The sequence below is a fragment of the Xylanivirga thermophila genome (assembly GCF_004138105.1).
Classification (GTDB): Bacteria; Bacillota; Clostridia; order Caldicoprobacterales; family Xylanivirgaceae; genus Xylanivirga; species Xylanivirga thermophila.
On the sequence record NZ_RXHQ01000002.1, the window covers coordinates 1 to 14,038 of the forward strand.

A 14,038-nucleotide genomic window follows, 5' to 3' on the forward strand; every position below is an offset into this window, starting at 1 on the left:
CGATACTGTGGCCTTATGCGGTATTAGCAAGTGTTTCCACCTGTTATCCCCCTGTACAAGGCAGGTTGCTCACGCGTTACTCACCCGTCCGCCGCTAGGTTTAAGGTGTTAGCAAGCTAACTCCTTATCCCTCGCTCGACTTGCATGTGTTAGGCACGCCGCCAGCGTTCGTCCTGAGCCAGGATCAAACTCTCAATTTAAAAGTTTATCCTTAACTCATAAGAATCGACTTATGGCTGTTTTTTTCTTTGCACTGTCTAGTTTTCAAGATCCAATTTCCTGCCGCCCTCGCAAGCGGCTTTATTATAGTATCAAATAACTCTTGGTTTGTCAACAACTTTTTTTAAATCTTTTTTTCTGCCCTTTAAAACATCTTGTGTTCCAAAGGGCAGTTATAACTATAACATAATCTATATGCGTTTTTCAACTATCAATCCTGCTCATAACTCGCAATTTTGGCCTATAAACATCCCGTATTTTAATTATTCCCCATCAATCTACTTAATATAACATATTGCTTTATAAATCTATTTAGTCTGTTTGCCATTTGATAATAGCCATTCAAGCACATCCATTGACTTGTCAGGTATATTGGTATATGCCATTATACAGACTACTTTTCCATCAGTATCATATCCACTACCATCAAACAAGGATATACTATCGGCTGGAACCCCATATAGCTTTGGCTGATCATCTTCCTCACCCTTTATCTTTAGCTCTTCTAGTTCATCTTTGTTTTTGATATAGGGTGACAACCTATCAACATTATCATCCAATGGCATAAATGCACCATTTTTTGCATATACCTCGTATCTATCCCTCTCAAACAGAAAAATATCCCCTGACCTGCTTCCTATTATAGCCGCTAATTTTTGTTCTCCCATATAGCTAAGCTGCGGATCCATCTCTGGCTGTTTTACAGCGCTATCCTCTTCTCCCGCCTGCCCAGCATTTTCATCTTCTGGCACATCTGTTTTTTCTCCCATAGCCGTCTTTTCATTCTGCTCTAACTTTTTTATCTGTTCAGTCAGATTAGCTACAGGTATATTTATAATATCCAATTTCTTTAGACTGGTAATATTATTTAATATATCTTCACTGACAGAATCGACTATATCATTATCAAATAGGAAATCACCCACTAGATATATCTCCATGCGGGCATCTTTGGGGATCTTCCGGTCCTCTATACGCATAGTTGTAAAATTCCAAATAGCTATAGTCAAGAGAATTGCCACTAAATACTTCCACCAATCATATTGCATATGATTTTGCACTGATTGCTTGTTAACCTCTACCTGATACATATAGCACCCCCCTCATTCAAAATTATAGCCCAATTCTCCAAAATACACAAGCGACCGGATTTTTCCGGCCGCAAAGTTCACAATTTATTAACATTATTCCTTTGGCTTCATAGTAGGAAACAATATTACATCCCTTATGGATGATGAATCGGTAAGTAACATCACCAATCGGTCTATTCCTATACCCAAGCCACCAGTAGGTGGCATACCAGCTTCCAACGCTAGTACAAAATCTTCATCCATCATATGAGCCTCATCATCTCCAGCCACCCTTTGCCTAGCCTGTTCAATAAAACGATCCCGTTGATCTATAGGATCATTAAGCTCTGAAAAAGCATTTCCCATCTCTGATGCCACTATAAAGACCTCAAACCTATAGGTTAACCTTGGGTCTTCTCCCATACGCTTTGCCAGTGGAGATACCTCTATTGGATAATCCATTATAAATGTCGGTTGAATGAGCTTTTCTTCAACCTTTTCGTCAAAGATATTATAGAGTACCTGACCCCAGCTGGCGTCCTTGTCTATTTCCACACCCAGTTTCTTTGCAATCTGTCTTGCTTCACCATCATCGCTTATTTCATTAAAATCTACACCCACATATTCCTTTACTGCATCTATCATTGTGATGCGTCTCCATGGAGCCGTCAGATCTACCTCATGCCCCTGGTATGTAATATGAGTGGTCCCTAGGATATTTTTTGCTATTGTAGATATCATATCTTCGGTCAAGTCCATCATGTCATGGTAGTCAGCATATGCCTGATACAGCTCTATAGTAGTGAATTCCGGATTATGCCTTGTATCCATGCCTTCATTTCTGAATATACGACCGATTTCATATACCCTATCAAATCCTCCTATTATAAGCCTCTTTAAGTGAAGCTCAGTAGCTATGCGCATATACATATCTATATCCAACGTATTATGATGGGTGATAAATGGTCTAGCATTTGCACCCCCTGCGGTAGTATGAAGTATTGGAGTCTCTACTTCCAAATAACCCCTAGCATCAAGATAGTTTCTGATTTCACGCATTATCCGGGTCCTTATTGTAAATGTCCTTCTAGTCTCAGGATTTACTATAAGATCCAAATGTCTTTGTCTATAACGCAAATCCATATCCTTTAGTCCATGCCACTTCTCCGGGAGTGGCTGCAAAGATTTGGATAAAAGCACTATTTCCTTTGCCCTTATAGTTATTTCGCCTGTTCTTGTTTTAAAGACTTCCCCAGTAACACCTATGATATCTCCTATATCCATGGTCTTAAAGTCATCATAGAGCTCCTTGCCCAACTGATTTACCTGGGCAAAGATCTGTATTTTACCCTTAGCATCTAATATATGGGCAAAGCTAGCCTTACCCATTATGCGCTTACCTACCATTCGACCAGCTACCACTACTTCCTCATCTTCTAGCTCATCGAAGGCATCTACTACTTGTTGAGAATAATGGGTGGGAGAAAATCTAGTAATCTTGTATGGATCCTTGCCTTCCTCCCGTAACTTTTCTAACTTGTCACGTCTAACCTTTAGTACCTCGTTTAAATCCTGCTCAACAATAAGATTTTCATCTTTAGTTCCGCTCACTTGCATCCTCACCTTTATTTTCTTATTTCTAATATCTTAAATTTTATAACACCATCTGGCGCATTTACATTTACCTCAGAACCAACAGTTTTACCTATAAGTGCTTCTCCCAATGGAGATTCATTGGATATTTTATTTTGAGAAGGATTGGCTTCAGCCGACCCTACAATAGTATACTCTATTTCTTCGTCAAATTCTATATCTAAAAGTTTAACGGTAGCTCCAACACTTACTGTATCTGTATTTATATCCTCATCATCTATTACCTTGGCGTTTTTTAGCATGTTTTCAAGGGCTATAATACGCCCTTCTACAAAAGCTTGTTCATTTTTTGCCTCATCATATTCAGAATTTTCACTGAGATCCCCAAATGCTAAAGCTTGTTTTATCCTTTCAGCAACTTCTCTGCGCTTAACCGTCTTTAGATTAGTGAGCTCCTGCTCTAGTTTAGCTACACCTTCAGGTGTTAATATGGTCTCCTTATTCGTCATTGTATTTCTCCCCTTTTATTTATGTTAAATGTTTTTGCAAAGTTTTAAATATTTAAAATAGCATGTTGATAATATATGCAGTAAGAAACAATTTTATCATCTATTTTCGTTATATACATATAAATATAAGCACTGCACAAAACCTATTATTTAGCAGTGCTTGAAATTTGTTATGTTTTTATTGTTATAATTATAGAGCAGTAGATTTTGATTGTCAAGAATAATTCCACTTTTTCCCCAAGTACTGCATTCGAAATTTATCATAACTTACTTCACCCGCATCTGAAATAAAACCCTTAACCTTTAGTGGATAGAGTTCAAATATATCCATTATGGTATCTATACCCTCTATAGTATACGGATACAGCCATGCAGCATCCTTATAATTATTGCTTATGGTACCAAGTATCGCATCCAGAACAAAAAATTTCTCCCATGTATTCATAGAGGTACTGACAATTATATCCTCAGGAAATTCTACCAATCCTGAAACTACAGATGATGATTTAATATCTTGCCGCTTAAAATCCCTGTTTATATCCATGGGGTAACAACAGACAATAAAGGTATTTCCACAATATTTATCTATATTGCAGTATTCGGTCATGATAATCATATTCTTGTCTTGTATACAGGTATCCATATCACTTGTTACCTGGCATGACAGACCAGTTTGCTTTAAAATATCATCTCCAATCCTATATAGATAATCGATATTCTCTCCCCCTATCGTAATATTATTACAATAAGGAGCAAACATCTCTAAATATAACCTTCCTAGATCATGATCCGCTCTCCATATACCTATATTTAAATATACCAATCTCCCCTTTATTATATTTATAATGTGCTGTATGCTCTTTACCATGCTGGACATCCTGAGCATATAGCCATCAAGAAAAGTAAATCCACAATCTTTAATATACTCTATTTCATCTCTGTATAAAAAACTCTCATAAAAAGGAAACGAGATAGTCCATAAATTATTCTCGTGTAAAAATCTAATAAGCATATCTATCTGCTTATTCCTCCACTTTTGATCCAATGCATCCATATCATAAAAAAAGCCAGGCATATAAATAATATATCCCAGCTCCCGCCTATTAAAATCATCCTCTTCAGCATCCCCATCTTCCACTGTGCCAATAATATATGGTTTTTGCCGTCTCATATACAAACCCCGCCAGGATAAAGGTAATTTTTTGATTAACCAAGTATCCTCTATAGCCCTTTTGCCACCATCCGGCCAAGTTATAAAGGCGAATTTCTCCATGGCTTTACCCCCTTCAATTTATAGGATATGTCCCTTTTACCCTTTTTATGTAGCTATACCATTTACTCTCCCAAATAATTTAAATATTTACTTAGTATATATTCCACTTCTTTAATAGAGCTTGCACTATTTATAGCTGTCTTAACCTTATTTGCATCTTTAAGACCTTTAAGATACCAAGCAATATGCTTGCGCATTTGGGGAAGTCCCACATGTTCGCCTTTATAATCAACTACCATATTAACATGATAAATGGCCATATCTATCCGTTCCTTTGGAGATGGGGCAGTTAAAAATTCGCCAGTTTCTAAATAGTATATAATGCTAGAAAATATCCACGGGTTTCCCTGGCTCCCCCGTCCTATCATGATAGCATCACAATTGGTCTCCTCCAGCATGGCCTTTGCACTCTCTGGATCCGCTATATCGCCATTTCCTATGACCGGTATATCTACCGCCTCTTTTACTTTTTTTATAATGTCCCAATCAGCCTGTCCACTATAAAATTGCTGGCGGGTGCGACCATGTACAGTTATAGCAGCTGCCCCCGCCTCTTCAATAGCGCGTGCCACTTCTACTGCATTTATATTATTATCATCCCAACCCTTGCGTATCTTTACGGTAACAGGCTTTTTAGATGCAGTGACAACTGCATCAACTATTTGACCTGCCAATTGAGGGTCCTTAATAAGGGCACTTCCCTCACCATTTTTTACTATCTTTGGAGCAGGGCAACCCATATTTATATCTATTATGTCAATAGGGGTATCTCCTATCTTTGCTACCATCTTGGCCATTATTTTGGGGTCACTACCAAATATCTGAGCCCCTATTGGATGCTCTTCCCCCTCTATATCCAACAGTTCCCATGTACGCTCACTTTCATAAAAGAGTCCCTTTGCACTTACCATCTCCGTATATGCAAGCCCACATCCATATTGTCTGCATATAATGCGAAACACCTTATCCGTTATACCTGCCATGGGAGCTAAAAATACATTGCTCTTTGTCTCTATATTTCCTATTCTCACTTTTTCACCCATCCTATTTCCTTTAATCATATTATTTTACCAAAAAGATTTAATATTTAAAATACCCATATCATTTATCACTCCATTCGTTTTTACGTTATTACTTAAAATTATTGATTAAAAATGCATTAAGCATTATAATATTATTAGACAATTAGGTAATTATCTAAATATCTAATAATATAAAGGGCAGGTGATTCCGTGAATGGAGTATTTAAAGCCTTATCTGATCCTACTAGACGACAAATACTAGAACTGCTTATGGACAAGGATATGACTGCGGGAGAAATAGCAGAATATTTTGATATAAGCAAGCCATCAATAAGTCATCACTTGAATATACTAAAAAATACAGAGCTGGTTTTATGGGAAAAGGATGGACAGAATATAATATACTCGCTAAATACCACAGCTTTTCAGGATGCCATTAAATGGATATTTAATATTACAGGAAGGAGAAACAATGATGAAGATAAATAAGTGGTTAATAGTATTAGTAATTTTATCTATAATAGCTACAATCGTAATCTATCCAAAGCTACCAGATAAAATACCTATGCACTGGAATTTTAAAGGAGAAATTGACGGATATGGGAATCGTACATCTGTATTTGCTACTGCTACCTTACCCCTTATACTTTATGTTTTGATGGTTTTTATCCCCAGAATAGATCCTAAAAAAGAGTCCTATAAAAAACACGCCAAAGCATATGAAATTACCATCCTCGCCATGACACTATTATTTATTCTGTTACATTGGATAACTATATCCGTCGGCTTAGGATATGAAATACCTGTAGATATGATAGTAAAAATATGCATAGGAATTCTCTTTATCATCATTGGAAACTATATGGGGCAGATAAGACACAACTACTTTTTCGGCATACGCACACCATGGACATTAGCTAGTGAAACCTCTTGGAGAAAAACCCACAAGATTGGCGGCATTGGATTTATAATAGTTGGTATTTTATTTGTTATAGCCTCCCCCATAAGAAATCAACTTTTCTCCATGCTATGCTTTGTAGCCCTGATGATACTTATAGTAATAGTAACTGTATATTCGTATTTTGTATATAAAAAAGATTCTCAGTAAAATAATATGTCCCATTATATTAAGGATGCAGAAGGGGCTACGTAGCTTCTTCTGCATCCTTAATAGCTTCTTTCCTTTATCATAAACTATAATTATCTGAAGCTGAATCCAATAAATCTCTTATATATTATAGCAAGCCTGTACCGGTTCTTATAATAACTCCACCATCCATTTCGCAAACGGTATCACATAATTCCTCGATATCTTCTGCATAATGGGACGACAAAATTATCGTACTCCCTTCACTGTTCATTCTTTTCAAGACCTGACGAATTTCCTTTACCCCCTGTCTGTCCAAACCATTCATCGGCTCGTCGAGAACTAACAGTTTGGGCTTTTCCATAATGGCTTGAGCAATACCAAGCCGGTGGCGCATACCTAATGAGTATTTATTCACATGTTTTTTACTATTAGGGTCAAGACCAACCTGCATAAGTGTTTCACGTATATCATCATCCGATATCTCCCTACGTAGAGAAGCCAATAATTTTAGATTTTTATATCCATCAATGGATCCAATAAAACCTGGCTCTTCAATAATAACACCTATCTCTTGTACTGTTTGAGGCTTAACGAGTTCTCCATTTATAAGGATTTTGCCAGAATCCAATCGCATAAACCCACAGATACATTTGAACAGAACCGTTTTTCCAGAACCATTTCGTCCGATAACACCATGTATTTTCCCTGCTTCAAATTTTACGGATACATGATTCAATGCAGTTGTGTCCTTAAACTGTTTAACAGCATCAATAACTTCCACCATATAATCCCCCATATTAAAACTCCCCTTCCTGTATCTCTAAGTCTTTTTTGCAGAAGATGATAACAGAAATTATGCTCATCAAAACAATTGCACTCAGCAGGCAAATAATTGCATAAGTTGGCGATGGTATAGCACCGGTATTATACCAATCTAGATAGCTAATGCAGCCCCAGCTAATGGGCGATATATAATATAGCCACTTCCCAATACTAATTGTACCAAGAAATGCTGAAAAATAGGCTATGCAAGTAAATATGCCGGCTATAATAATTCCGCTCATTTTCCCTACTGTAATATTAAAGCAGCAAATTAAAACACCGATAAACGCTGTAACTAGCCAAAATAAAATAAATGCTAAAACAGTCGCTTGAATCGGCGTCAGTAGCGCAAGCAGTTCTTCAACAGGCATAAAACTAATGATTGTACCGGCTTGTTTCATAACTTCCATAGGTGATTTAGAAAGTGTATGCAATAGTGCCCCCCATTCGGTCGTAAATTGCACCCTTGGAATTAACATAACTACAGAAAGTAGAAGAAAACACGCTGTATAGACAAAACTTGATAAATAAATATATAGCAGCTGACCTATTATCCAATTTCGTCGACCAATCCGTATGACTAAAAACGGCATATGCCTGTCTGAAAAAGGTGCATTGCAATAAAACATAGTCGTCAGACTCCCAATGATAATGAACATAGACGGGTGCCCCATAAAGAATGGAAACACCCACGGGGCAGCATTAACTCCAAGATAGTCTGCTATCTGATGTATGCCAAAAAAAGTATAGTACTCAAAAATAATGATAATGGAGAGGATCGCATACATTCGCGGTGTAACAGACCATTTTTTGAAATTAACCCTAGCACAGAAGAAAATTTTTTTGAAATTATGCATGGCCGATTCTCCTTTTCATTTGCAGTATTGTAGCAATACATATAAGACAACATAAGATCAGAATAGTCACCAATTTTATCAGAAATGTCGCAGCTGGCGATGGAACACTATAAATCGCCTCGACCCAAAAGACTGGATTCAAATATGGCGGGAGCTCCATACGACCGGTTATACGAGGCACTGTAAAATCAAGAACAACCGGCGATACCGTGGCAACAAAGCGATTCGGCAGATAAGTAGAAAGCCACATGGCACATACAGCCGTTAATGCCCCTGAAAGTCCAAAATGCATAACATAGAGCAAAATGCCAAAAAAAACATGTCCCTGCTCCATAAGAGCTTCGTAAGAATAATCTGCCGATAAGTCTAAAAAAAGAGGAAACCACGGTCTTAGAACAAATATAAATATTGCCATTCCCATAGCAATAGTCAGAAATCCCGATATAAAACTGACTATAATTTTAGAAATAGTATATCTCACTACACCTGTACGTATAATCCAGAAGTTTACAGCCTTCTCCTCCCATTCCTTTGCAAAGCTGATTCCAAATGCAAATACGGGAAGAATGCACAAAATCATACTGGCCATGCCGCTCCCGCCTAAGCTCAAATCCATAAGATACCATATGGAAGAAGCATTCTTTAGTAAACCCGACACCGCCGAAAACATCATCAATGCAACACCGCATGCGGAAAATAGGAAACGCCAGGATAATAACGCCCGCCGCAGATCGGCTGCAATAAGATTTCTTAGTTTCATCTATCATCCACCGCCGTTCTAATTCGTTCTCCAGTAAAGGCATTTATGACAAAATAAGTACATTCATATACAGTTTCATCCTTATCCTCCCTTTCAACGGGATAAGAAACAGAAAAAACCCAGGTGGGAACCAGCTCTATCTGTTCATTCCGATAGATCCCCACATAATTAAGTTCCATAGATAATATCTTTGTTTCTGAAGTCAAAATGGTATTTTTATAATCATCTAGTAAAATCTTTAACGCCGCTGGCGCGCTAATAATAGATCCTTCCTCTATTTCTTCTCCAATTTTATAAAGCCCCGTCGCATGAATCGATATTATGCCGTCCTTTGAATAAAAAACGTGAATCCGTGTTTCCGTCGGTTCCCAGCCTTCTCGCACCCCCTCAACCCATATGGTATTGATTAAGGGAATCCCATCACAATCCTGCCGGAAATGAATGAGATAACATTCATCCTCTTTAGACCATTCGAATTTATCTCCAGAGTTTTCTGATTCCCTTGCATCTAAATATAATTGATAATGATTTTTCATTGTCTCTACATCCATAGAATATACTGTCTGAACACTAAGTGCAGGAAAACCGCATTCAGTGAACACTTTTTCCGTTTCATTTACGGCCTCTTCATACTTTAAAAAGGATAGATCTTTATTTAAATCGTAATCAGTTTTGCAAGAATAATGAAATAGCTGGTCTACATTATCCGGAAACTCCGGAGACGAGCTTATTACACATTGTAGTCTGTTTATTAAATCATGTTGATTATTAATAAGTGAATATGAAAACCCACCCTTTACCACATCATCGTACATATTGAGGTATTCTGCCCACTCCTCATTGCCTGCCTCAAAATACGGACCCGTCGCATAAATTCCCGTCGAGATGATATCATATCGTAGAAGATGCTCTGCCGTTTTTTCAGGATCAAACCTCAGCCATGTAGCATTATATACTTTTGCAGAAGCCCTCTCCACAACCTTGGAAGGATCAAATGTAATGGAAAGGTTTTTGGGCAGCTCTATAGATTTTATGTACTCTGCCAAGTCAACCCCTTTCAAATAACCTGAAGCATCCTCTTCCTTTTGTGAAGCGTTTTTACATCCTGACACAGATAGTACCATTCCTAGGCAGATTACAGTAATAAGGATCTTTTTCATGGTATCACATCCTTTTAATATAACCGTATTAAGCAAAAAAGCAGGCGGCGAGTACGCCTGCTTTCAAGATCAGTGTTATCTACACCATTTACCCCTTACATTATACGGATCATAATCTCCTGTCACTCCTGGATAAGCTGATAAGCAATAAGATGTCCCAACACCACCATATCCAGAGTTATAGGTAAAATTCCTTCGCCCGGTAGTATTTGTTCTTATAACATTCGTGGCCGTTATTGAACTACGCGGCTCAGGGGAAAGAAAATAATTTGTGTAAATTGTGTTTGTCTTTGGGTTAACATAAGGGCTCTCCCCTGGCTTCTTTTCAATAATTTTTGTAGATCGCATGCTATTGACAAATGGATATGGTATGTTTAAGTCGTACTCTGATTCCTCGGCAAACGCAGAGGTAGACAGCCCCAAAAAGCAACAAGAAACTACAAGTAAAGCAATAATTCTTTTTCTCACGTTAGACTCCTCCTCTAGTAAGTTGTATTTTTTATATTCAACCTGCCAAGAACTCGCATGAAACAAACTAAATAGCATTGATTGAGCAATACTGACGAATCGTACAAGATACTTGAAATTATATGAATTTCTCGTTTTATTTGGTATTAAAGTGTTAGTTTATGTGTTGATGATTTTACAACGTATAGTTTTATAATTAAAAACAAGCAGCTATATATGTAACTAAATACAATTTTAGACTATTTTGGGTAGCTTGTCAATACCACATTTGGAGAAATGTCGAAAAATGGATATTAAGCACACAATATATGATGCATATAATCAGATAATAAAAAAAGATCACTAGAAGAACCTGTTTAATGAGTTTTTCTAGTGATCTTTCTTCTAAATTCTTACTTCTATTTCATCAACAAATATCCATGCTCCTCCCGCTACAATGAGCTTTACATACCTAGCTTGAATCGGAGCTTTTAACGTAACATATCTCTTACATGTACACAACTCTGCTCCCGGATTATCACTGTCCAATGAACCAACCTTAGTGTAATTCATTGCATCATTAGATATCCATACAGTTGCAGTTCCAGGTGGATACATATAATATTGAGGGTTATTTAAAAAATTAGCAGTAACCTGTTGCATAAGTTTTTGGCTTCCCAGATCTATGACTATTTATCTAGTACCTGCATCCCAGCCTTGCCATGCAGAATCTAGATAGTTTGTAGATTTGGCAAATATTCTATCAGTAAGTTCTTTATCACCTGTATCAGGATAGTCAATATGCGCTTTTGGTGTCACATTATAACTGCAATTTTTAGAAATAATATTAGGAAGATCTATAAAGGAGTTTCTTATCTCTATTTCATCGACGAATATCCATGCTCCTCCTGTTACAGTGAGCTTTACATACCTAGCCTCTATAGCATCGGTCAGCGTAAGATATTGCTTACATCTTTCTGGTTGATTTTTGGACGGCACGCCCGATAGACAACCAATCTCCGTAAAATTTACCCCATCATCAGATACCCAAACAGTTGCTGATCTTGGTGTATACATATAATAATCGGGATGATACAAAAAACTGCCTGATACCTGCTGAATTTTTTTATTATTTCCAAGATCTATAACTACTTCCCTAGTACCCGCATCCCAGCCTTGCCATGCACTGTCAAGATAAGATGTGGATGATGCATATTCCCCATTTATCAATTCTTTTCCCGATGTATCTGGATATCTCTCATGCGCTTGTGGTGTAACCGTATAAGAACACCCTCGTGATATTAAATTTGGTAAGTCAATATAGCTATAATCATTGTTTCTCACTTCAAATTCATCAATAAAAGTCCAGCATGGCCATGTCCATGGAAGACCTCCCGGGGTAGAAATTAATTTTATATATCGAGCATTTATTGGTTGCTCTAGTGTTAATCCTAATTTATAAGAGCCTTTAGATATTTTATGAGGTATAGCCAATTCACCGACATCAATATATGTCAGTCCATCTTCAGATATGGAAACCTCCATCTTATATGGAGGGAAAATTTCCAAATCTTCTCCATGCCTATCGTATAGACAGTTTGCAATAAACTGCTGAACTTCTTTTATATCTCCCAAATCCACTATAACTTCTCTAGGCTCATTATACCAGCCCTGCCATGCAGGATCTGAATAATTAGATGAATCTGCATATACCCCATCAGTAAGTTCTTTATTATCAGTATCAGGATATTCGATATCAGCACTTGGAGATATGGTATAACTACAGCCCTTTGAAATATTATTGGCAAATATTTTAGGCTGATTAGCTGTTACAGCTATTGGACCAGCTGCAGCTGAAATATTACCTGCAAAATCAAAGGCTCTAACCTCATAATTATATAAATTAAGAGCACTTACAGATAAATCTACATAATGAGTATCAATACCCGGCGTACTCGGCCTTTTTTCCTTTCTTCTCATCTGCAATTTATCTATAAGTTCTCCATTGCGATATATATAATATCCACACACACCAATATTGTCTGTAGATTCATCCCAGTCCAATAAAATACCACCTGTTGGAAGAACCTTTGCCTCTAAATTTTGTGGCTGACTTGGTGGATTAGTTTCAACCACTCCATTTTTTAAATAGTCTAGATATGTAGCATGATACCCTTCGTTAATATTGTTGGGACTTTGATAATGACTATAAGCAAATGTAACATAGTTTTCTACATACTGCTTTATCCTATCCATCTGTATATATATTCTATCTATTGTAGCTGCAGTCCAATCAGTATGATCAAAAGTTTCAAGGTCAGACCATAGCTTTAAACCTGGTTTTGAGTCAACCGCCCTTTTTAATGCCTCAAACCATTCTGCAAAATTGTCCAGATTTGTTCCCCCGGCACCAACACTATCCTGTGGTGCAAAAATATCTCCTTCTGCAAAATGCGTACGTTCAAATATATACTTCCACATATTTTCATAATCTTGAGGTGTACTACATTTAGCATTCATAAATGGGCACAACATAATGGGCAATCTCTTATTAGCATCATCAAGATGATCAAGAATAATATTCAATGCATTGGCCAATCTATCACGTTTTTCTGTAGTATTATAGTTGGCATTATCTACTTCATAACACCAATACCATCCATAGAAAGCATTTGGATATTTGCTTTTATATTTCTCCCATAATTCATCAGCTATAAGATTACTTTCATGCATACGTGCATAAAGCCATTTTTCATCCTTAGCCATATTTTGAAACCAGTCAGATCTGCAATTAGTCCCCATGAAAACCTTCATTCCTACTAGTTCTGCGTTTCTCAAACATAAATCAACTGTATCTTGATGATTAGGTTTCATTGCACAACCCGGAATGGATGTAGGATAATTAGTAAGCATTGTGTATTCTCCACTACGATCATTTTCAGCTACTGCACCAATAATTATATATTCCATTCCAGCATCTTTCAAAAGCCTTAATTCACTTTGCCATTTAGCATCATCCCAGTCTTTCATAAGCCCTTCTTGAATAAATGTACCCGCAAGTTTGGGCTGAGTTGTAACGGCAGCATTAGCTGTACAAGGTGTACATACAGTAAAGATAAAAAACAAAAACACTGTCATGCATAGAACATTTATATAAAATTTATTATACATAAACTCATTCCTCCCATTTCTTTTTAATTTTTATAAATATATTTT

General features: G+C 37.0%; 14 protein-coding genes and 1 rRNA gene. 2 read left to right on the plus strand and 13 right to left on the minus strand.

The genetic code is table 11. From position 1 onward, the window contains the following. The 6 genes from EJN67_RS01190 to dusB all read right to left on the minus strand — a co-directional run. Positions 1-200: ribosomal RNA gene (locus EJN67_RS01190) — 16S ribosomal RNA — on the minus strand; the annotation flags it as partial. Between the two features lie 327 nt (positions 201-527). After that, a complete protein-coding gene (locus EJN67_RS01195; protein ID WP_129721473.1) occupies positions 528-1,310 on the minus strand; it encodes a type 2 periplasmic-binding domain-containing protein in 783 nt (260 codons plus the stop codon). A gap of 93 nt (positions 1,311-1,403) precedes the next feature. Further along, entirely contained in the window at positions 1,404-2,906 is a 1,503-nt protein-coding gene (gene lysS, locus EJN67_RS01200) for a lysine--tRNA ligase (RefSeq protein WP_129721474.1), read from the minus strand. Positions 2,907-2,914: 8 nt separating this feature from the next. Beyond that, entirely contained in the window at positions 2,915-3,391 is a 477-nt protein-coding gene (greA, locus tag EJN67_RS01205; protein WP_129721475.1) for a transcription elongation factor GreA, read from the minus strand. A 214-nt stretch (positions 3,392-3,605) separates the two neighbouring features. Then, positions 3,606-4,664 (minus strand): hypothetical protein, encoded by a 1,059-nt coding sequence (locus EJN67_RS01210; RefSeq protein ID WP_129721476.1) that lies wholly within the window; start codon positions 4,662-4,664, stop codon positions 3,606-3,608. A 62-nt stretch (positions 4,665-4,726) separates the two neighbouring features. After that, on the minus strand, positions 4,727-5,695 hold the full coding sequence (gene dusB, locus EJN67_RS01215) for a tRNA dihydrouridine synthase DusB (protein ID WP_129721477.1): 969 nt from the start codon (positions 5,693-5,695) through the stop codon (positions 4,727-4,729). A gap of 201 nt (positions 5,696-5,896) precedes the next feature. On the opposite strand from dusB, the gene EJN67_RS01220 reads away from it, so the two are divergent. Beyond that, a complete protein-coding gene (locus EJN67_RS01220; RefSeq protein ID WP_129721478.1) occupies positions 5,897-6,175 on the plus strand; it encodes an autorepressor SdpR family transcription factor in 279 nt (92 codons plus the stop codon). Then, a complete protein-coding gene (locus EJN67_RS01225) occupies positions 6,162-6,794 on the plus strand; it encodes an SdpI family protein (RefSeq protein WP_165000672.1) in 633 nt (210 codons plus the stop codon). The genes EJN67_RS01220 and EJN67_RS01225 overlap by 14 nt, the downstream gene beginning before the upstream one ends. Before the next feature lie 127 nt (positions 6,795-6,921). Here the strand turns inward: EJN67_RS01225 and EJN67_RS01230 are convergent, their stop codons facing one another. The 7 genes from EJN67_RS01230 to EJN67_RS01260 form a co-directional block, all read right to left on the minus strand. Next, a complete protein-coding gene (locus tag EJN67_RS01230) occupies positions 6,922-7,572 on the minus strand; it encodes an ABC transporter ATP-binding protein (RefSeq protein ID WP_129721480.1) in 651 nt (216 codons plus the stop codon). A gap of 1 nt (position 7,573) precedes the next feature. Then, positions 7,574-8,455, minus strand: coding sequence for a hypothetical protein (locus tag EJN67_RS01235; protein WP_129721481.1), 882 nt, complete (start codon positions 8,453-8,455; stop codon positions 7,574-7,576). Next, entirely contained in the window at positions 8,448-9,215 is a 768-nt protein-coding gene (locus EJN67_RS01240; RefSeq protein WP_129721482.1) for a hypothetical protein, read from the minus strand. Before EJN67_RS01240 ends, EJN67_RS01235 begins: the two co-directional genes overlap by 8 nt. Next, complete coding sequence (locus EJN67_RS01245) at positions 9,212-10,375, minus strand: two-component system regulatory protein YycI (RefSeq protein WP_129721483.1); 1,164 nt, start codon at positions 10,373-10,375, stop codon at positions 9,212-9,214. Before EJN67_RS01245 ends, EJN67_RS01240 begins: the two co-directional genes overlap by 4 nt. Positions 10,376-10,450: 75 nt before the next feature. After that, positions 10,451-10,843, minus strand: a complete 393-nt coding sequence (locus EJN67_RS01250) for a hypothetical protein (RefSeq protein ID WP_129721484.1) — start codon at positions 10,841-10,843, stop codon at positions 10,451-10,453. A 384-nt stretch (positions 10,844-11,227) separates the two neighbouring features. Continuing rightward, positions 11,228-11,515, minus strand: coding sequence for a discoidin domain-containing protein (locus EJN67_RS01255; RefSeq protein ID WP_341538787.1), 288 nt, complete (start codon positions 11,513-11,515; stop codon positions 11,228-11,230). After that, on the minus strand, positions 11,516-13,993 hold the full coding sequence (locus tag EJN67_RS01260) for a DUF4434 domain-containing protein (RefSeq protein ID WP_129721486.1): 2,478 nt from the start codon (positions 13,991-13,993) through the stop codon (positions 11,516-11,518). Positions 13,994-14,038 lie beyond the last annotated feature (45 nt).

Bases quoted from the DNA above. Each gene is read 5' to 3' on its own strand.
- EJN67_RS01195 (WP_129721473.1), bottom strand. From the start codon at position 1,310: ATGTATCAGGTAGAGGTTAACAAGCAATCAGTGCAAAATCATATGCAA.
- lysS (WP_129721474.1), bottom strand. From the start codon at position 2,906: ATGCAAGTGAGCGGAACTAAAGATGAAAATCTTATTGTTGAGCAGGAT.
- greA (WP_129721475.1), bottom strand. From the start codon at position 3,391: ATGACGAATAAGGAGACCATATTAACACCTGAAGGTGTAGCTAAACTA.
- EJN67_RS01210 (WP_129721476.1), bottom strand. From the start codon at position 4,664: ATGGAGAAATTCGCCTTTATAACTTGGCCGGATGGTGGCAAAAGGGCT.
- EJN67_RS01225 (WP_165000672.1), top strand. From the start codon at position 6,162: ATGAAGATAAATAAGTGGTTAATAGTATTAGTAATTTTATCTATAATA.
- EJN67_RS01230 (WP_129721480.1), bottom strand. From the start codon at position 7,572: ATGGGGGATTATATGGTGGAAGTTATTGATGCTGTTAAACAGTTTAAG.
- EJN67_RS01235 (WP_129721481.1), bottom strand. From the start codon at position 8,455: ATGCATAATTTCAAAAAAATTTTCTTCTGTGCTAGGGTTAATTTCAAA.
- EJN67_RS01240 (WP_129721482.1), bottom strand. From the start codon at position 9,215: ATGAAACTAAGAAATCTTATTGCAGCCGATCTGCGGCGGGCGTTATTA.
- EJN67_RS01245 (WP_129721483.1), bottom strand. From the start codon at position 10,375: ATGAAAAAGATCCTTATTACTGTAATCTGCCTAGGAATGGTACTATCT.
- EJN67_RS01260 (WP_129721486.1), bottom strand. From the start codon at position 13,993: ATGTATAATAAATTTTATATAAATGTTCTATGCATGACAGTGTTTTTG.